18 protein-coding genes and 1 pseudogene are annotated in these 18,642 nt (G+C 64.1%); 13 read left to right on the forward strand and 6 right to left on the reverse strand.

Annotated elements, in window-relative coordinates; genetic code table 11:
• Nucleotides 1-64: 64 nt before the first annotated feature.
• The 4 genes from ACVCNR_RS18430 to ACVCNR_RS18445 all read left to right on the forward strand — a co-directional run bounded on the left by ACVCNR_RS18430 (nucleotide 65) and on the right by ACVCNR_RS18445 (nucleotide 1,495).
• Nucleotides 65-436, forward strand: a complete 372-nt coding sequence (locus tag ACVCNR_RS18430) for a LysR substrate-binding domain-containing protein (RefSeq protein WP_447076658.1) — start codon at nucleotides 65-67, stop codon at nucleotides 434-436.
• Nucleotides 437-457: 21 nt separating this feature from the next.
• Nucleotides 458-682, forward strand: a complete 225-nt coding sequence (locus ACVCNR_RS18435; protein ID WP_447075946.1) for an antitoxin MazE family protein — start codon at nucleotides 458-460, stop codon at nucleotides 680-682.
• Nucleotides 679-1,038 (forward strand): type II toxin-antitoxin system PemK/MazF family toxin, encoded by a 360-nt coding sequence (locus ACVCNR_RS18440; RefSeq protein WP_447075948.1) that lies wholly within the window; start codon nucleotides 679-681, stop codon nucleotides 1,036-1,038. Before ACVCNR_RS18435 ends, ACVCNR_RS18440 begins: the two co-directional genes overlap by 4 nt.
• Nucleotides 1,039-1,132: 94 nt before the next feature.
• The gene (locus ACVCNR_RS18445; protein WP_447075949.1) at nucleotides 1,133-1,495 is read left to right on the forward strand and encodes a hypothetical protein; all 363 of its coding nucleotides are present in this window, start codon (nucleotides 1,133-1,135) and stop codon (nucleotides 1,493-1,495) included.
• 123 nt (nucleotides 1,496-1,618) lie between these two features.
• On the opposite strand, the pseudogene ACVCNR_RS18450 reads toward ACVCNR_RS18445, so the two are convergent.
• The 4 genes and pseudogenes from ACVCNR_RS18450 to ACVCNR_RS18465 all read right to left on the reverse strand — a co-directional run.
• Nucleotides 1,619-1,861 (reverse strand): annotated as a pseudogene (locus ACVCNR_RS18450) (NAD(P)/FAD-dependent oxidoreductase); the annotation flags it as partial.
• A gap of 191 nt (nucleotides 1,862-2,052) precedes the next feature.
• Complete coding sequence (locus tag ACVCNR_RS18455) at nucleotides 2,053-3,501, reverse strand: aldehyde dehydrogenase family protein (protein ID WP_447075950.1); 1,449 nt, start codon at nucleotides 3,499-3,501, stop codon at nucleotides 2,053-2,055.
• Nucleotides 3,502-3,619: 118 nt separating this feature from the next.
• Complete coding sequence (gene speB / locus ACVCNR_RS18460) at nucleotides 3,620-4,579, reverse strand: agmatinase (protein WP_447075951.1); 960 nt, start codon at nucleotides 4,577-4,579, stop codon at nucleotides 3,620-3,622.
• A gap of 116 nt (nucleotides 4,580-4,695) precedes the next feature.
• Nucleotides 4,696-5,634 (reverse strand): LysR family transcriptional regulator, encoded by a 939-nt coding sequence (locus ACVCNR_RS18465; RefSeq protein WP_447075952.1) that lies wholly within the window; start codon nucleotides 5,632-5,634, stop codon nucleotides 4,696-4,698.
• A gap of 132 nt (nucleotides 5,635-5,766) precedes the next feature.
• Here ACVCNR_RS18465 and ACVCNR_RS18470 point away from each other — a divergent pair, with 132 nt between their 5' ends.
• The 4 genes from ACVCNR_RS18470 (at nucleotide 5,767) to ACVCNR_RS18485 (ending at nucleotide 9,759) form a co-directional block, all read left to right on the forward strand.
• Nucleotides 5,767-6,858 (forward strand): extracellular solute-binding protein, encoded by a 1,092-nt coding sequence (locus tag ACVCNR_RS18470; protein ID WP_447075953.1) that lies wholly within the window; start codon nucleotides 5,767-5,769, stop codon nucleotides 6,856-6,858.
• A gap of 122 nt (nucleotides 6,859-6,980) precedes the next feature.
• Nucleotides 6,981-8,054, forward strand: coding sequence for an ABC transporter ATP-binding protein (locus ACVCNR_RS18475; protein WP_447075954.1), 1,074 nt, complete (start codon nucleotides 6,981-6,983; stop codon nucleotides 8,052-8,054).
• A 10-nt stretch (nucleotides 8,055-8,064) separates the two neighbouring features.
• Nucleotides 8,065-8,949 (forward strand): ABC transporter permease subunit, encoded by an 885-nt coding sequence (locus ACVCNR_RS18480; protein ID WP_447075955.1) that lies wholly within the window; start codon nucleotides 8,065-8,067, stop codon nucleotides 8,947-8,949.
• Nucleotides 8,950-8,961: 12 nt separating this feature from the next.
• On the forward strand, nucleotides 8,962-9,759 hold the full coding sequence (locus ACVCNR_RS18485) for an ABC transporter permease (protein ID WP_354195372.1): 798 nt from the start codon (nucleotides 8,962-8,964) through the stop codon (nucleotides 9,757-9,759).
• A 15-nt stretch (nucleotides 9,760-9,774) separates the two neighbouring features.
• Here the strand turns inward: ACVCNR_RS18485 and ACVCNR_RS18490 are convergent, their stop codons facing one another.
• Entirely contained in the window at nucleotides 9,775-10,629 is an 855-nt protein-coding gene (locus tag ACVCNR_RS18490) for a LuxR C-terminal-related transcriptional regulator (RefSeq protein WP_354195370.1), read from the reverse strand.
• Between the two features lie 247 nt (nucleotides 10,630-10,876).
• On the opposite strand from ACVCNR_RS18490, the gene ACVCNR_RS18495 reads away from it, so the two are divergent.
• The 5 genes from ACVCNR_RS18495 (at nucleotide 10,877) to ACVCNR_RS18515 (ending at nucleotide 17,373) form a co-directional block, all read left to right on the forward strand.
• On the forward strand, nucleotides 10,877-12,580 hold the full coding sequence (locus ACVCNR_RS18495; RefSeq protein ID WP_447075956.1) for an amidohydrolase: 1,704 nt from the start codon (nucleotides 10,877-10,879) through the stop codon (nucleotides 12,578-12,580).
• A 116-nt stretch (nucleotides 12,581-12,696) separates the two neighbouring features.
• Nucleotides 12,697-13,068 (forward strand): cupin domain-containing protein, encoded by a 372-nt coding sequence (locus ACVCNR_RS18500; RefSeq protein WP_447075957.1) that lies wholly within the window; start codon nucleotides 12,697-12,699, stop codon nucleotides 13,066-13,068.
• 56 nt (nucleotides 13,069-13,124) lie between these two features.
• Nucleotides 13,125-14,522, forward strand: coding sequence for an NAD(P)/FAD-dependent oxidoreductase (locus ACVCNR_RS18505; RefSeq protein WP_447075958.1), 1,398 nt, complete (start codon nucleotides 13,125-13,127; stop codon nucleotides 14,520-14,522).
• 285 nt (nucleotides 14,523-14,807) lie between these two features.
• Nucleotides 14,808-16,019 carry a GNAT family N-acetyltransferase gene (locus ACVCNR_RS18510; protein WP_447075960.1) on the forward strand — a complete coding sequence of 404 codons (1,212 nt, stop codon included), beginning with the start codon at nucleotides 14,808-14,810 and terminating at the stop codon, nucleotides 16,017-16,019.
• A 7-nt stretch (nucleotides 16,020-16,026) separates the two neighbouring features.
• Complete coding sequence (locus ACVCNR_RS18515) at nucleotides 16,027-17,373, forward strand: glycosyltransferase (protein ID WP_447075961.1); 1,347 nt, start codon at nucleotides 16,027-16,029, stop codon at nucleotides 17,371-17,373.
• Here the strand turns inward: ACVCNR_RS18515 and ACVCNR_RS18520 are convergent.
• Nucleotides 17,324-18,448: a GNAT family N-acetyltransferase gene (locus ACVCNR_RS18520; protein ID WP_447075962.1), complete on the reverse strand. Its 1,125-nt coding sequence runs from the start codon at nucleotides 18,446-18,448 to the stop codon at nucleotides 17,324-17,326. The two genes, ACVCNR_RS18515 and ACVCNR_RS18520, sit on opposite strands and share 50 nt — an antisense overlap.
• Nucleotides 18,449-18,642: the final 194 nt, after the last annotated feature.

The raw sequence follows: 18,642 nt of genomic DNA on the forward strand, positions 1-18,642 counted from the left end.
TACACCACCCGGTGGGACATCATCCTAAATTCTGGATGGTGGCCGGCGCGACCATCTGCGGGCGATCCGCGCCCGCCAAGTCGACGTCGCCTTCTTCACCGGCAATGCGCCGGTAGCCGGCTGCGACGTCGAGGAACTCTGGCGCGAGCGGGTCCATGTGGCGATGGCAGTCCAGCATCCGCTGGCCGGCAGCAATGCGCTGGCCTGGCCCCAGCTCCGCAACGAGCGCTTCATCGTCTCCATGAGCGCGATTGGCACCGAACGTCGCCGCGAACAACTTGCCGAGCTTCAAAGGCGAATCACGGAGGCAGACCAACGGCTCGGCCGTCTCTTCGACGCCATCAAAGCCGGCATGGTGCCCGAATCTCGCGCCATTTTGAGCATCGGGGTCGAAAGGTCTGGCGTTTGGAATCGCCTCATGATAGGTTACATGTAACCAAGAATGTGGAGACTGATCATGGTGGCGGTATCGAAGCCCAAGACAGTGCGCGTGAAAGTGCAAGAGCATCGCGAGCGGCTGCGTGCGCAAGGACTGCGGCCGATCCAGATTTGGGTGCCGGACGTGCGTGCGCCCTCTTTCCAGGCGCAGGCTCACCGCCAGTCGCAGGCCGTCGCCGCAAGCGCTCATGCGCACGAGGATCAGGCTTTCATCGACGCCGTATCCGATTGGGGTGACGAGTGAGGCGCGGCGAGGTCTGGACTGTTTCCGGCAGCAATGATTATGCGGACAAGCCGCGACCTGCCGTCATCGTGCAGGACGACAGTTTCGACGCCACCGACTCGATCACGATTTGCGCCTTCACCACCGATCCGACTGACGCGCCGTTGTTCCGCCTCGTGGTGGAGCCGAACGAGCGTAACGGCTTGCGCTCGGCCTGCCGCCTGATGGTGGATAAGATCACGACCGTTCCAGAAACCAAGCTGGGCGCGCAGGTCGGGCGACTCGACGATGAGGACATGGTGCGGCTCAACCAGGCGATGACCGTGTTCCTCGGCATGGCGGTGACGCCAAGGGCCCGAAAGGGAAAGCAGTCATGACATTCGAGGCCGCACCCCGACCAAGCGGCAAAGGACGGTTATCGACGGCACATAGGCCATTCTGGAATCCCGCGCTTCGGGCGATCCTTGGTGCATGTCCAGGACGCGCGCCAACTGCCACTCCAAACTTCAGGGGCGCGCCCAAACCGGCGCGCTGCCGAGCGATCTTTACGCCTATGCCGAGGCCAAGCCGCTGCCCCGCATCGGGCGTCCACCGAAGCACGACCCCGAAACATGGGCCGTTACCGACGACTGGCCCGAGAGCGTGCTCGTCAGCGAAGCCGAGGTGGATGTGTTGGAGGCATGGTTCGGCGATCTCTTCGATGACCTGTTCGGACCGGATTGCGGTCTTGCGGTCGGAGAAGACCTCGTCGTTATCGCCTGGAATGTATCGGTCACGCCAACGGGGCGGAAGGTCTTCCTTTCCACGAGCTCCTTCATGAACCACCGCCCGTAAAGGGGCTCGCGGATGGAAGTCGGAGCAAAGTTTCGGATATGATTTCGGCGAGGAGAACAGAATTATCCATATAGTTCAATGTGTTGTGGTGTCATAGCGTGTCCTGGCGTGCATTTCGGATAGCCAGGACAAATTCTCCTTGGGACCGTTCGACCAGAGGTAGCGGTACATCGAGCCATGGACCGGCTCGCCATACTGGTCGAGGCCCGTGCGCCACGTGTAGTTCCAAAGCCCGCCCCAGTTGGCCTGCTTTTCGAAGCAGACGATCTCCGGGATGTCGGCGCCTTTGCTCGCCGCAGACTGGAATGCCCGTAATTGCGCAAGACCCGATGGGCCAGCACCGATGACAGCCACTCTTCGCTTCATAGGAACCTCATATTCCTGCCGGGAAAATTTTTTATTTATACTGATCGAGGGGCAATGGAGAGGTCTATGATGCCATTGGTCATATGTCGCCAATATCGCGCGGAAGGCTGGCTTCGCCATCGATATGAGCCAGGAAACGCGCCGCACCGTGGAAGACCGGCGCGGCGACGCGGGCGGCAAGGAATTGACGGTCAGATCGCCTCGAGGATGTGCTTGACCCCGGTAAAGGCCGACAGGCCCCATGGTCCCAGCTCCCGGCCGATGCCACTGGCCTTGAAGCCGCCCCAGCTCGTCTGCGGGAATATCACCTGTTGCGAGTTGACCCACACCATGCCGGCTTCAAGGGCCGCCGCGACGCGGTCGGTGCGCACCTTATCGGGGGAGACCAGCGTCGCCACCAGCCCGTAATCGGTGTCGTTGGCCAGCCGCACCGCCTCGTCCTCGTCGGCGAAGCCGCGTATCGCCAGTACCGGTCCGAAAATCTCGCGCCGCCAGATGGCATGGTCGTCGGGCACGTCGAGATAGATGGTCGGCCCGATGAAGAAGCCGTCGCCGCCGCGCACCTTGCCGCCGGTGAGCGGCTTCAGTCCGTCGGCCTCGGCCTCCTTCAGCGCCTGCTTCACGCGCTCGAACTGGGGCTTCGTGGTCAGCGGTCCCATTTCGGTGCCATCGTTGAAGGGCGAGCCGACCTTCAGCGTCGAAACACGCGCGGTCAGCTTGTCGACCAATGCCGGCAGGATCGCCTTGTCGGCCAGCAGCCGCGAGGTGGCCGAGCACATCTGGCCGGCATTGGTGAACATGCCGCCGACGATGAAGTCCACCGCCGCGTCGAGATCGGCATCGGCGAAGACCAGGATCGGCGACTTGCCGCCGAGTTCCAGCGACACCGGCGCGGTGCGCTCCGCCAGCGTGCGCATGACCAGCGCGCCGACCCGGTTCGAGCCAGTGAAGGAAACCTTGCGCAGCAGCGGACTGGCGACCAGCGCCTCGCCCGCCTCGGCCGCGCCGGTGACGATGTTGAGTACGCCGGCCGGCAGGCCGCTCTCGGCGGCAATGTCGGCATAGACGAGTTCGGCGAAGGGGGTGAATTCGGAGGTTTTGAGCACCACCGTGCAGCCGGCGGCAAGCGCCGGCGCCAGCTTCCAGGCGCTGGTCACCAGCGGGAAGTTCCACGGCACGATGAGGCCCACCGGCCCCACCGGCTCCTGCCGCAGGCGGGCGCGATAGCCGGCATCGGGAACCGGCACGTCCGCGCCCTGTCGCTCGTCCAGCGCGGTTGCCAGCTCGGCATAATATTCGAAGGTGGCGATGGCGTCCGAAACATCCAGTTCTGCCTCGAAGCGCGGCTTGCCGTTGTTGGCCATCTGCAGTTCGACAAGCATGTCATGACGCGCGCGGAGCCCGGCCGAGAAGGCCGTGAGATATTTGGCCCGCTTGCCGGAGGCAAGCCGCGACCAGTTCGGGAAGGCGGCGGCGGCGGCTTGCGCTGCGGCTTCCACATGGGCGGCGCGACCGGGCGCGATCTCGCCCAGGGTGCTGCCGGTCGAGGGGTCGGTCACCGGGAACGGGGCGGTGCCGGCGCGCAGCCAGCGGCCTCCGACGAACAGGCTCTCGGGGCGGTAGAGCAGGGGATTTTCCATCGTTTCAATGTCCTCGAATGAAGCTGCGCCTTCCACATGCCGGGGGACATGGGAAGGCGCGAGTTTTTTTGCGTTCGGGCGTTCCTGCCGGCCGCTCCGGATCGATCAGGCGTCCCGATCAGGCGTCCTTGTACTTCACGCCGGGAAGCACGCAGAGCATCTCGTAGAGCAGGTTGGCCGCCGTGATCGCCGTGGTGCCGGTGGTGTCGAAGGGCGGGCTGACCTCGACAAGGTCGCAACCGACGAGGTTGAGGCCGCGGCAGCCGCGGATCAGCTCGATCGCCTGGATGACGGTCAGGCCGCCGATCTCCGGCGTCCCGGTGCCGGGCGCATAGGCCGGATCGAGACTGTCGATATCGAAGGACAGGTAGACCTTGTGGTCGCCGATGCGTGCCTTGATGTCGGCGATCAGCGGCGCTAGCGACTTGTGCCAGCATTCCTCGGCCGGCACGACGGTAAAGCCCTTGTCGCGTGACCAGTCGAAATCCTCTGCCGTATAGCCGGTGCCGCGCAGGCCGATCTGGAAGACCAGATCGGGTTTCAGGCAGCCGGCCTCATAGGCGCGGCGGAAAGGCGTGCCATGGGCGATCTTCTCGCCGAACATGGTATCGTTGATGTCGGCATGGGCGTCGACATGGATCAGCGCCACCGGCCCGTGCTTTTCGGCCATGGCCTGAAGCACCGGATAGGTCAGCGTGTGGTCGCCGCCGATGGTGAGCGGGATGCAATCCTGTTCCAGGATGCGCGCGATGCCATCGCGGATCAGGCCGACGGTGGCGGGCAGGTTGAAGGTGTTGATGGCGATGTCGCCGACATCGGCCACCTGAAGGCTTTCGAAGGGCGCGGCGCGGGTGGCCATGTTGTAGGGGCGGATCATCACCGATTCCGCGCGCACCTGGCGTGGCCCGTAGCGCGTGCCGGAGCGGTTGGAGGCGCCGATATCCATCGGAATACCGACGAAGCAGGCGTCCAGCCCCTCGGCCGAGGCAGCTTGCGGCAAGCGCATCATCGTGCCCGGGCCGCCGAAGCGGGGCATCTCGTTGCCACCCATCGGCTGGTTGAATTGCCTGTTGTCCATGTCGTTCTTCTCCCTTCGCGATGCCATCACCAGGCGACAGGATACCGCGTCGCTTCAATTGAAAAATTGAAAATATTTGCAAGCTTACTTTATGCGAAATCAAAGAATGGCTCGCCTCAGGCCGGCTCCTCCTGTTCGGCGCTGGCCGCGCTGTCCATCCCCACCTCTTGCAGGCATTCGCGGAACACCGTCATCACAGGCGTGTCCTGTCGCTCCGAGCGCGAGATGATCGAGAACGCCCGGTCCACCGTCAAGGTTTCGGGGGAAAGGTGATACAGGCGCCCGGCAGCTTCGTGAGGTCCGGCATAGTGGCTGGGCAGGAAGCCGATATGGCGGCCGGCCATGATCAGCATGGCGACCGCCTCGATGCTGGCGGCAATGGCGGTGGAACGCACCACGTCGAACCCGTAATGATCGCCGCGCCCGAGGAAATAGCCACGCTGCACCCAGTCGCTTTCCTCGATCTGGCGTTGCGAGATCGCTTCCCGTGGCAGGCCGAACAGTGGATGGCCGACGCCGCAATAGGCGTGCTGGCGCTCCTGATAGAGCGCGACGGCCCGGATCGCCAGGTTCTGGGTGTCGAAGCAGCCAATGGCAAGGTCGAGCCGGTCTTCCAGAATGGCGTCGCGCAGTCGCTGCTGCGTGTCCTGGGTGATCTCGATCTTGGCGTCCGGGGCACGGTTGAGGAACGCCCGCAGCGTATCGACGATGCGGAAGGTCGGCTCGCTCATGACATTATCCAGTATGCCGAGCCGCAGCGTGCCAACTGCATTGGCTCCCAGGTCGTTGAGCCGGTAGCGGAAGCCGGCGATGGAGGTGCGCAGTTCCTTGAAGGCGTCGAGCACGGCATGCCCGCGCTCGGTGAGGCGAAAGCCGCCGCGGCCACGCTCGCACAGCCGATAGCCCAGCCGTGCCTCCAGCGTCGAAAGCTGCACGGAGATGGTGGACTGGCTGATGTTGAGGATTTCCTGCGCCCCGACGAAGCTGCCGGCCTCCGCAACACAGGCGAACACGTTCAGGGCCCGCATGTCCGAGGCCGAAAGCTGGTTCAGCATGGTCTCCCCTAGTTTGTTTGAAAAAGCTCAAAGCAAAGTTCGAATGCCCAAGATAGAATTAAAAGTGAGTGCATGACAATCTTCTCCGGAACCCGTCATTTTCTGCTGACGATCCCTGGGGAGGATTGATCGATGCTCAAGCGTTTTGCGCAAGTTCTGGCTGTGGGCGGCATTCTGGCCGCCGCGCCGGTCGGTGCGGCCGAGACCCTGCACATCTACAATTTCTCGGATTATTTTGCCGAGGACACGATTTCCAACTTCATCGCCAAGTCCGGCATCGACACGCGGCTCGACCTGTTCGATTCGCTGGAGGTGTTGGAAACCCGGCTTCTGACCGGCGGCAGCGGCTTCGACGTGGTCTATCCGAGCTCCACGGTCGGTGAGCGCATGATCCAGGCAGGCGCGTTGCAGCCGATCGACCCCGCGAGCCTGAGCAACTACGGCAACCTCGACAAGGACCTGCTCAAGCTGCTCGCCGAGCAGGATCCCGGCAACAAATATCTCGTGCCCTATATGTGGCTGACGACCGGTATCGCCTACAATCCGGACCTTGTGTCCAAGCGTCTGCCGGATGCGCCGACCGACAGCCTCGATATCTTCTTCAAGCCGGAAATCGCGCAGAAGTTCCAGGATTGCGGTATCGGCGTGGTCGATGCGCCGAACGAGGTGATTCCGATCGCCCTCAACTATCTCGGCCTCGATCCCTATTCGACCAATGCGGAAGATCTGGAAAAGGCGGAGAAGCTGCTGCTTGGCCTGCGTCCCTATATCCGCCACATGCAGAGCGGCCAGCTCGTCTCCGATATGGCTTCGGGCCAGCTTTGCCTTGCCTTGATGTGGAGCGGCGATGCCGGCATCGCGGCTTCGCGCGCCGAGGAGGCGGATGCGGGCGTGGCGGTGGAGTACCGGATCCCCAAGGAAGGCACGATCATTTCCTTCGACACGATGGCGATCCCGGTCGACGCGCCGCATCCGGAACTGGCACTGAGCTTCATCAACTACATTCTTGAACCGCAGACCGTGGCCGACATCTCCAATTATGTCTACTACGCCAACGCCAATGCCGCGGCGACGGAACTGGTGGAGGAGTCGATCCGCACCAACCCGAACATCTACCCGTCGCAGGACGTGCGCGAGAAGCTGTTCGTTGACAAGTCCCTGCCGCCGCGCCAGACGCGCGAACGCACCCGCGTGTGGACCACCTTCCGGTCTGGCGGAAACTGACAACCGAGCCCCTTCCAGAGCCCGGACGGCGACGTTCGGGCGCTTTTTGCGGGGTGAGAGCGTGTGCGGCGCCGGTCGGCCGATCCGCGAGGCATGCGCCATCCACTTCGAGGAACCGATCTGTGTCCAGTCCGTCCTTCATTTCGATCGAGAATGTCGTGAAGACCTTTGGGGCCTTCACGGCGATCGATGACATCTCGCTGGGGATCGGGCAGGAGGAATTCTTTTCGCTGCTGGGTCCGTCCGGCTGCGGAAAGTCGACACTGCTGCGCATGCTGGCCGGGTTCGAGACGCCGGACAGCGGCCGCATCCTGCTCGACGGCGCCGACGTCACCGAAATCCCGGCGCATCGCCGCCCGACCAACATGATGTTCCAGTCCTATGCCTTGTTCCCGCATCTGACGGTGCGCAAGAACATCGCCTTCGGACTGGTGCAGGATCGCGTCGACCGCGCCGAGATCGGCAAGCGCATCGCCGAGGTGGCCGAAAAGCTGCATCTGGAGCCGATGTTGGAGCGCAAGCCCGCACAGCTTTCCGGTGGCCAGCGCCAGCGCGTGGCGCTCGCCCGCGCACTGGTCAAGCGGCCCAAGGTGCTCCTGCTCGACGAGCCGCTGGGGGCGCTGGACAAGAATCTCAGGCTCCAGACCCAGCATGAGCTGGTGCGCCTGCAAAAGGAGCTTGGCCTCACCTTCATCATCGTCACCCACGACCAGCACGAGGCGATGACCGTATCGTCGCGCATTGCCATCATGAAGCAGGGCAAGGTGTTGCAGATCGGCACGCCGGAAGCGGTCTACGAGACGCCCACATCGCGCTACGTAGCCAAGTTCCTTGGTGAAACCAACATCTATGAAGGCGTGGCGGGCGAGCGCGACGGCGAGAGCATCGCCCTGGACAGCGACGAGGCCGGCGGGCGCCTGCTCGGACAGCGCATCGATGGCGTGCGTCCCGGCGACCGCGTCTGGCTGTCGGTGCGGCCGGAACGCATCGAGCTTAGGCCGTCCGGCGAAGGGCTGCCGGGCACCATCGAGGATGTCAGCTACATCGGCGCCGAGCGCCGCTACTGGCTGCGGCTGGAAAGCGGGGCGACGCTGGAGGCCCTGCGCATCAATCACGGCCTTGGCGACGACTTCGCCGTCGGCGATCCGGTCGTGGCGCGCTGGGATGCCCGCGCCGCGCATCTGCTGACCGAGTGAGGAGGCGGGCATGAAAACGCCAAACCGTTTCGGCCGCGCCCTCCTGATCCTGCCGCCCTATCTGTGGCTGCTGGTGTTCTTCCTGGCGCCCTTCGCGCTGGTCATGGCCATCAGCCTGTCCGAAGTGCGCCTCGGCATGCCGCCCTACACGCCGCTGTTCAGCCGCGACGGGCTGGTGCTGTCCTTCAGGCTCAACTTCGAGAACTACGCCTTCCTGCTGCGTGACGACATCTATGTGCGCGCCTATCTCTCCAGCGTGAAGATCGCCGTCATCTCCACTTTCATCACGCTTCTGGTCGCCTATCCGCTGGCCTACGGCATCTCGCGGGCCAGCGATCGCTGGCGTCCCATCCTGGTGTTCCTGGTGATCGTGCCGTTCTGGAGCTCGCTGCTGATCCGCGTCTATTCCTGGATCGGCATCCTGCGCAATGACGGGCTGCTCAACTGGCTGCTCCTGAAGCTCGGCGTGATCTCCTCGCCGCTCGCGATCATGAACACCGAGACGGCCATCTATATCGGTATCGTCTACACCTACCTGCCGTTCATGGTGCTGCCGATCTATTCGGCGCTGAGCGGCGCCGACGAGACGCTGGTCGAGGCCGCGCGCGATCTCGGCTGCTCGCCTTTTGCCGCCTTCTGGCGCGTCACCTTCCCGCTCAGCCTGTCGGGTGTGGCGGCGGGCTGCGCGCTGGTGCTGATCCCGGCCATCGGCGAGTTCGTCATCCCCGACCTGCTGGGCGGCGCCGATACGCAGATGATCGGCCGCACCATCTGGCTCGAGTTCTTCAACAACCGCGACTGGCCTATCGCCTCCGCCATCACCGTGATCCTGCTGGCGATCCTGGTCGTTCCCATCATCGCCGTGCAATCGCGCCTCGCGCGCACCCGCATGTAGGAGAGGCAGGCAATGCGCAGGTTCTCCTGGTTCAACACCGTATCCATCGCCGTCGGAATGGCGTTTCTCTACATTCCGATCGTGGTGCTGGTGATCTATTCCTTCAACGCATCGCGGCTGGTCACCGTCTGGGGCGGCTTCTCCACCAAGTGGTACGGCACGGTGCTGGCCAATCAGTCGATTCTCGAAGGCGCCCGCATCTCCTTCACCGTCGCCGCGATCTCCGCCACCATCGCCACGTTCCTTGGCCTGTTGTCGGCGCTGATCCTCGTGCGGCTCGGCTGGTTCCGGGGCCGCAACCTGTTCAGCGGCATGGTCGCGGCGCCCATGGTGATGCCCGAGGTCGTGATGGGCGTGTCCATGCTTTTGATGTTCGTCACCCTCGGCATCAATCGCGGACCCGTCACCATCACCATCGCCCACACCACCTTCACCATGTGCTTTGCCGCCGTGATCCTGCAATCGCGCCTGATGGAGCTGGACCGGTCGCTGGAGGAAGCCGCGCGCGACCTCGGCTGCCCACCGGCGCTGGCCTTCATCAAGGTGGGGCTGCCCAATGTGCTGCCGGCGCTGGTCTCGGCCTGGCTGCTCTCCTTCACCCTGTCGCTGGACGACCTGGTGATCTCGTCCTTCACCACCGGCCCGGGTGCGACGACCCTGCCGATGAAAATCTATTCGCAGGTGAAGTTCGGCGTCACGCCGGAGATCAACGCCATCTCCACCATCGTGCTCGGCATCGTGGTGACGGGGCTGCTGATCGCCTCGCTGCTGACGCGCGGAAAGAAGGACGGCGCGGCCCTCGCAGCCTGACGAGGGTGCTGCCGGTCAGCCGATATTGGCTGATGGGCGCTTGAGATAGCTTTGCAGCGGGTCCTCATAGAGGCTGCCGGCAGCCGATACCGCTTCGATGAACAGCGCGAACAGCGCCGTTTGCGAATTGATGTCGAGCTTGGCGTAGAGATTGCGCCGATGCAGCTTTACGGTGGCGGGCGAGATGCCCAGCCGTTCCGCCGCCCCCTTCAGCGAATAGCCGCGCAGGATAAGGTTCGCCACCTCGCATTCGCGTTCGGTCAGCACGGAGCTGCCGAACCGCGCCAGCGCCTGTCCCAGCGCGTGGTTCAGGTAGGTCGAGGAGGGCTCCAGCGTCTCCGGCCGAAGCTCGCGCCAGTGACGTATCACGGCCGATTGCAGAAGCGGCGCGACGCTTTCCAGCAAAGCCTCGTCGTCGCGGTTGAAGCTGCCCAGCGCCCGGCCGCGTCCCAGCGAGATCGCTACCTTGCGGTCGCTGTCGAGCGAGAACATGAAGTTGAATTCGTCCTGCAGGCCGGAATAGCGGTAGTAGTCGCGATAGTAGGCGCTGTTGTCGAAACGCTTCGGCGCGATCTCACTCAGCCGGTAGAGCCCGTCGGTCGGGTTGTCGGCGGCAAGCTGATAGAAGGGATCGAGCCGGTAGGGTCCGCCCAGATAACGCTGGATGTCGGACAGGCCGCGACGGGTCACCCAATCATTGTACAGGATACGCGGCGCGCTGCCCCTGCGGTAAAGCAGGATCAGTCCCGCATCGATGGCCAGAAACTGGCGCAGAGTACGCGCCATCTCGAACTGGAAATCCGTGCGACCGATGCTCGCGATCAGTGAAACCGCGATCGAGTTGAGGGGCGGGGTGCTGGCGGCCGTCATGTCGGCTTGCATTTCCGGTTTGCTGTTTCTTCGGCCGAGCATGGCTGGCCGCAATGCGCCCGTTGTTCACGGCTCGCTATGATCTTCTTTAGCGCATTTTGCCGCCGGGGGAAATCGCCCTCAGCGGGTACGCTGTACCTAGCCCGATGGAGTATTCCGCCTCTGCTATCCCTTACGTCATCATATGAAATCCCGGCGATGCGGCCAGCCGGAGACAGTTGGTCCGGCCGCATGAGGAGGAGGTTTGATGAAGCTGCCAACAGGCATCCGCGCCATGGGCGCGACATCGGTTCTGGCGATCCTGGCGTTCGCCGCGCAACCGGCATGGGCGGCGGCCGACCTGATCGTCGTCAACGGCGACGTGCGCACGGTCGATCCCGCCAAACCGAAGGTCCAGGCTTTCGCCGTGGAGGACGGCAAGTTCACCGCCATCGGCACCGACGAGGAGATCAGGGCGCTGGCCGATGGCGACACCAAGGTGATCGACGCCGGCGGCAAGACGATCACGCCTGGCTTCATTGACGGCCATACTCATCTGGACTTCGGCGTGAACATGGTCACCGGCGTCGATCTTTCCTACATCCCGGACAAGAAGACCTGGCTGGAGAAGATCAAGGAAGCCGACGCACGCCTGCCCAAGGGCGCCTGGCTGCTGGGCGGCGGCTGGGATTATACGCTTGGCGAAGGCAAGCTGCCGACCAAGGAAGACATCGACGCCGTCGTGCCGGATCGCGTGGTGATGCTGCGCGACATCGACTTCCACTCCGTCTGGGTCAACTCCAAGGCGCTCGAAGTGGGTGGCGTCACAGCCGAGTCGGAAGTGCCAGAAGGCGGCCAGGTCGTGCTCAATGACAAGGGCGAGCCGAGCGGCATCCTCCTCGAACGCGCGCGCGACCTGATCGACAAGCATATGCCCGAGGTCTCCGAGACCGAGCGCCGGCAGGGCCTGCTCGAGACCATGAAGTTCGCCAACAGCCTCGGCATCACCGGTGTCCACGACATGGGCGACCTCGCTGGCGTGCACGACTATGCCGCGATCGCCGCCGACAAGAAAATGCCGCTGCGCGTCTGGTACGGCTTCTTCGAGGGCGACCCGAAGGTCATCGCCGGCGCGGTGAAGGATCGTGACGCGGTCGACAAGGTGATGGCCGAGTCCGGTGAGGTCGAGAAGAAGGGCCCGCTGTTGAAGCTCGGCTACACCAAATCCGTGATCGACGGCGTGCTTTCCACCCGCACCGCCTATCTGCAAGAGGACTATTCGGATCAGCATGGCTGGAAGGGCAAGCCCTTCACGAGCAAGGAAGAGCTTGCGGCGGCCATCCGCGCCTCCAACGAGAACGGCTTCCCCACGGCCGTCCATGCCATCGGCGACGGCGGCGTCACCCTGGTTCTGGATGCTTTCGCCGAAGCTGCCGTGCCGCGTGCCCAGCCGAACCGCATTGAGCATATCGAGGTCGTCGAGACCGACGACGTCAAGCGCTTCAAGGATCTCGAGGTCGTTGCCTCGATGCAGCCGAACCATGCCACCGGCACGATCGGCAAGTACATCACCGAGCGCATCGGCGAGGAGCGTGAGCCGCGCGCCTATGTCTGGCACTCCATGCTCGATGCCGGCGTGCCGCTGGTGTTCGGCTCCGACTGGCCGACCTCGCCGCTCAGCCCGCTCACCCAGATCAACGACGCCGTGTTCCGCGAGAGCCCGTTCGGCCTCGGCGACGGTCCGTGGCATGCCGAGCAAGCGGTCAACTTCGACCAGGCGCTCCACGCCTACACCCAGGCCGGTGCCGACATGACGCCCTGGGGCGCCGAGATCGGCTCGATCAGCGTCGGTAAATGGGCGGACTTCGTGGTCATCGACGGCACGCTGGCCGATCCGCTCGACCGTTCGATCCGCGAGCGCAAGATCGAGGCGACGTACCTTGCCGGCAACGAGGTCTATCGCAAGCCCTGATGCCGGGCAGGCCCTAACAACTTCGCGGCCGCGGTTGCGATGCAAGTACCGGAAGCGGCCGCGCCCTGCGGCCGCTTCCAAAATACAAACCGAACCCTAAAGAACAGGACGAAGACATGACCTCCATCATCCGCATTGGCCGCGACGGCGCAGGCGCCGCGGGCCTCGAAAAATGCTCCGTGGTGCCGCCGGAAGCGGTGATTTCGGGCGCCGCCAACGAGCGGGGCGAAGTGCATTTCGAGACCGCCGACGGCTCGCTGGTCATCGGCACCTGGGGATCGACGCCCTATGCCGAGATCCTGTCCTATCCCGACAGCACCGAATATTGCACGGTGGTTTCCGGCAAGCTGGCCATCACCGACCCGGACGGCAAGGTCGAAACCTTCGGTCCCGGGGAATCCTATGTGCTGACCGCCGGTTTCGAGGGCCGCTTCGAGGTGCTCGAGACCATGCGCAAGATCTACGTCCTCCATACGCCAAAGGCCTGAGCGAGCGATCCGCCGCGGCGGGAAATCCCGGCCGAAGCACCTTCAGGAGCAAAGTCATGACCCAACAGGCCCGCAAAGCGCTTTCAGGCGTGACGATGAAGCCGTTCTGGCTCGATCGGCCCGATGCGCCCGATACCAGGTTTCCGCTGGAGACCGCGACCCAATGCGACCTGCTGATCGCCGGCGGCGGCTTCACCGGCCTGTGGGCCGGCATTCAGGCCAAGGAGCAGAACCCCGATCTCGACGTGGTGCTGATCGAGGCGGGCCGGGTTGCCCATGGCGCTTCCGGCCGGCCCGGCGGCGTCGTCTCGACCTCGGTCATGCATGGCCTGTCCAACGCCGCGCGCATCTTCCCGAAGGATATCGACGAACTGGAGCGTCTCGGCCACGAGAACATGCACGGTTTCCTCGACACCATTACCCGGCATGGCATCGACTGCCACGCCGAATGGGGCGGGGAACTGACCGTCGCGGTGGATCCGGACCACGTGCCGGCGCTGTCGGACGAGCACCGGCTGCATCTGGAGCATGGCCATGACTCCACCCTGCTCGACACGGAAGGCGTGCGCGCACAGATCAACTCGCCGCGCTATTTCGGCGGCATCTGGTCGAAGAACATCAGCGGCACGGTGCATCCGGCCCTTCTGGCCTGGGGCCTGAAGCGTGCGGCGATCGAACTCGGCGTCCGGCTTTACGAGAACACCCGGCTCAAGCGGGTGGTCGACAATGGAGCCACGCTGATCGTCGAGACCTCGATCGGTGCCAGGATCAAGGCACCGAAGGTGCTTCTGGCCACCAACGCCTTCGCCGAGGGCGACCGCCGCATCAAGCGGCGCGTTGTGGCGGTGCGCGACCGCGTGCTGGCCACCGAGCCGCTTTCCGATGCCCAGATGCAGTCGATCGGCTGGCAGAACCGGCAAGGCGTCTACGACACCCGCACGCAGATGAACTACATGCGCCTCACCAAGGACAACCGCATCATCTTCGGCGGGCGGCTCGCCTATGCCTATGGCGGCGAAATCTCGCCGTCCGTGGACCAAGAACTGGACACTTACGAGCCGCTGGCCGGCGCCTTTTTCTCGACCTTCCCGCAGCTCGACGGCCTGCGCTTTTCCCACGCCTGGAGCGGCCCTATCGACCTGACCACGCGCATGGCGGTGCATTTCCAGCGCTACCATGGCGGCAAGGCGGTCTATGCCGGCGGCTATTCGGGGTTCGGCGTCTCGGCCTCGCGCTTCGGCGCGCGCATCGGGCTGGACATACTGAACGGCTCCAGACAGCCGGAAAGCCACCTCGAATTCGCCACCTCCATGCCGACGGTGGTGCCCCCGGAGCCGTTCCGCTGGCTGGGCGCGGAAATCACCATGTACGCGCTGGACACGGCCGACGAAAAGGGCGGCTGGCGCCGGCCCTGGCTGAATATGGTGACCAGGCTGGGCTTCCCGCTGAGCTGATTGGCCCGGCGGGGCCGCTCAACTGTTCCGTGCGAGGGCGCCGTCAAGCTCCGGCACGGCCGGCCGGCATCGCTGCCGCCGGCGCACCCCACGTGGTCGGCGTTTCGGTTTCGACCCTGTTCTTCGTGACAAACGGCACGGGATTTCCCCTTGATTTCCATTTTGCAATAGTTTCAAGACCTTTCCTTAACCGGGGATATGCTTCAAACCGGGCGTGGCACGCCCGTACGGTTGGCCGACTTGACCCGTTCGCACCGGCAACGGGTCCAGGGAGCTTCAGGAAAGATGACCTCGCAGCCGAATACGGTCACCAGCACAGCGGCGCAGGCCGGAACAGTCGATCGAACGGGTTCCGGCTTCGAAGTCGAGAGGTTCGACAGGCCGTCGGATATCGAACGGGAATGGCGCCGGCTCGAATCGGAGGGCGTGACGACCGTTTTCCAGCGCTACGACTGGGTCGATTCCTACGTCACGCATGTCCTGCCGCACCTGAAGGCTCGCCCCGCCATCGTTCTGGGCAGGCTTCACGGCCAGCCGGCTTTCATTCTGCCGCTGGCGATTTCGAAGGTTGGTCCGGCGCGCATGGCGACATGGATCGGCGGCGATCATTCCGGCTACAATTTCGGGCTCTGGAGCATGGAAGCGGTCGCGGCCATGGCCTTGCTGGGGCGCGCCGAAATTGAAAGGATGCTCGGCCGGGCGCTCGGCGATGCCGATTGTGCGGTGCTTGCCAGAACGCCGAAATCCCATGACGGCGTGGCCCAGCCGCTTGCCGGCCTGCCGAGCCGCCCTTCGTCGACGGAAGGGTATTCGTTCGATCTCGCCGGCGGTTTCGACGCCGTGCTGAAGAAAACCGATGGCTCCAGGCGCAGGAAAAGCATCCGCAAGCAGGAGCGCAAGATGGGGGAGTTCGGCGTCCTGCGCTACGCGACGCTGCGCGACCCCGCCCGTGCCGGTGCGGCGCTCGATTTCTTTTTCGAGCACAAGGGGCAGAGGCTCGCTGAGCAAGGCAAGGCCGACAGCTTTGCCGAACCGGGGGTGCAGGACTTCTTCCACGAACTCCTCGACCGCTCCATGGCCATGGAAGAGCCTATCCTGGAGATGATGGAACTTTCCGTCGATGGCACGATGCGGGCGGTGAAGGGCTCCGGCATCCATCGCGGCCGCGTCAATGCCTACTTCTCCACCTACGCCAGTGACGAACTGGTCTCTTACGGTCCCGGCCGGGCGCTCCTGTTCCGGCATGTCGAGGAATGTTGCGAACGGGGATTGTCCGCCTTCGATCTCGGCGTCGGCTACGAGGAATACAAGACGCACTGGTGCGATATCATCCATGAACTGGATGACATATATGCCGCCTTCACGCCGCTCGGTTCGGCCACGATCGCGGCGATCCGGTCTGCCGAGGCGGTGAAGCACCTGATGCGCCGCAACAAGGTGCTGTGGCAATATCTGAAAAGGGCGCGTGCCTTTCTGTCCCGGCGCTCTTCTCCATGAGGTCTCGATGACAAGCCTGGTCATGAAGGCTGAAGCCGAAGCTTCCGAACGGGTCCCGGCACAGGGACCGCTGGCCGGCGCGCGCATGCTGTTCGTGGCGCCGGACGATTATCCGGCCTTCCGCGTCGATCTCGTCGAATTGTTTTCCAACCATCTCGTCGGCCGCGGGCTGAAGATCGACTGGAGCCTGCGTCCTTTCCAGGATGGACCGGCGCGCGTGGACGAGCGCGGCGCCGAGCGGTTCCATGTGGCGCGCCGCCAGATGTCGGGGAAATTCGGTGCGTTGCGCTACCGCATGGCAGAGAACTGGCTCCGGCTGAAGCTGGCGTGGCGGGCGGCGCGCGGCGACTACGACCTGATCCAGATCAGGGATCAGCCCCTGTGGGCCATTACCTATGCCCTGGCCGGCAGGATCTCCGGAACGCCGTGCCTGTTCTGGATGAGCTATCCGGTGCTGGAGGGACGGCTGCGCGATGCCCTCAAGAACCTGGTTCCGATGAGCTGGCCATCGCGGTTGGTGCGCATTGTCTATGCGACTGTCGCCGACTTCCTGTTCTACAAGGTGGCGCTGCCGCTCAGCAGCCATGTCATCGTGCAGTCGAAGCGCATGCGTGAGCGCGTCGGCTTCCGTGGCATAGCGATGCAGAAGATGACGCCCATCCCCATGGGTGTCTCGACCGAGCGCTACAACATCGCTTCCATCCGGGCGGCGGATGATCCACGCCTGGCCGGCAAAAAGAGCCTGGCCTATCTGTGCGCCAATGTCGTGAGCATCCTGACCAATCTGACGGTGGACGCGTTGGCCGAACTGGTCGCCGAAGGCCATGACGCCGTGTTGGTGCTGATCGGTGCGGTGTCCGATTTCGAGCGGAAGCGGCTCGATGCCAGGCTGGAAGAACTCGGCGTGTCCGACCGCGTGATCTTTACCGGACGCCTGCCTCTGGCCGAGGCACTCGGCTGGGTGAAGCGCGCCGATGTGTGCCTTTCGCCGTTCATGATGGATGCCGCGCAGCAGGTCGCCACGCCCACGAAGCTGGTCGAATATCTGGCCATGGGCCGCCCCGTCGTGGGTACCGTGCATTATGACCAGAACGAGGTGATCCACGGCAGCGGCACCGGCTTCGTCACCGCATTTTCAGGCAAGGCCATGGCGGAAGGCGTGGCGCGCCTGTTCGCCGACCCGCAAAAGGCCGAGGCCATGGGCGCCCGGGGCCCGGCATGGGTCAAGGCCAATCGCGACTATACGCATCTGGCCGATGTGGTCGAACAGATCTACATGGATCTTCTGGACAGGCAGCGGGCCTCTATGCGGATGCAGCAGCCGAAGCCCGGGGCGGGAAACGCCGGCTCCTGATCGTATCCCTTGCCGCATTTTTCAGCGCGAGATAGCGGCGCCAGAGCAGGCCGCTGGTGCGGACCATCGGATTGGCGGACGGCCGGACCGCGATCAGGAATTCCGCCATCGCCCGACGGCCGGGCCACAGGTCGTTCATCAGGCTGCGCCCCGATGCGACACAGGAATCGACGCAGGCAATCCCCGGATCGCTGAGGAATGCGCGGCTGCCTTCCACCTCGAGCTGCACGCCCGGCGACAGGCTGGCGAGATCCTCGCGATAGGCCACCTTGTAGGCCCAGACCCATGTGCCGGAGCGGAAGTTGACGGTTATCGCAACCGGCTTGCCGTCCAGTGTCAGGCTGTGAACGATGATGTTCCCGCTGGCAGCACCGTCCCTCGCCATGGCTTCGAAGAAGGCACGCTCGCTTTCGGAACAGCCGATCGCGGTGCGGGTGCCGGACGGCCCCTTCCAGCCCGAAGCCTCCAGTTCGATGAAGTCGTGGCACCATTGCATCGCGTCATGCCGGCCCTGATAGGTCACGAATTCCACCTCGCCCAGTTCGGACAGGCGTTGCCGGCGCCGGCGCAGATCCTTGCGACGCCTTTTGCCGAGACGGTCGAAAAAGCTGTCCGGACCGCTGCCGTCGGCAATCAGGAGCGAGCGCTCGTAGCTCTTCGTCTCCTCATGCGCCAGCCCCTGGCCCTTCAGGAACTCGAGCAGCGCCGCGGCAAAGGCGGTATCCATCGGCAGGCGCCGCCACCTCAATATGTCGATGCCCTCTCCGGCCAGGGAATCGAACAGCGACTTCACATCGTCGCGGGAAGGGTTCTGCGCCAGCGGTGTCGAATCGAAGCAGTGCTTGTGGCCCCATATGTGGGCAATCGTCGGCAGCCAGCCCGGTATACGCCGGTCGACCGCCAGCGGAAGGATGATCCGCCGCTCGTCTCCGGCGAGCATGAACCGCTCGTGAGGGGCCAGCAGGTGGCGGCGGGCATTGTCCAGTATCCAGGGTTGGAAGAACGGGTTCGGCTCGTTGGACTGCGCCGGCGCCGGCGGCCCGGTACGGACGTCCTCAGGCTTAAGAATCTTCACAGCTTGCATTCCCCGGCGCCCCTGGTGTGCTTCGGCTGCCAGCGACGACAGCATTACACCATAAGAGGGCTAGCCAATGCGTCATAATATATCGTGAACGACAGCAAGCCATGACCCGGCGGATGCTTTGGGAAAGTCCGGCAGACTGCCTGGAAACCACGCTGCCGCCAGCATTGACTGACTGTTCACCGGAC

The organism is Aquamicrobium terrae, from assembly GCF_052978165.1.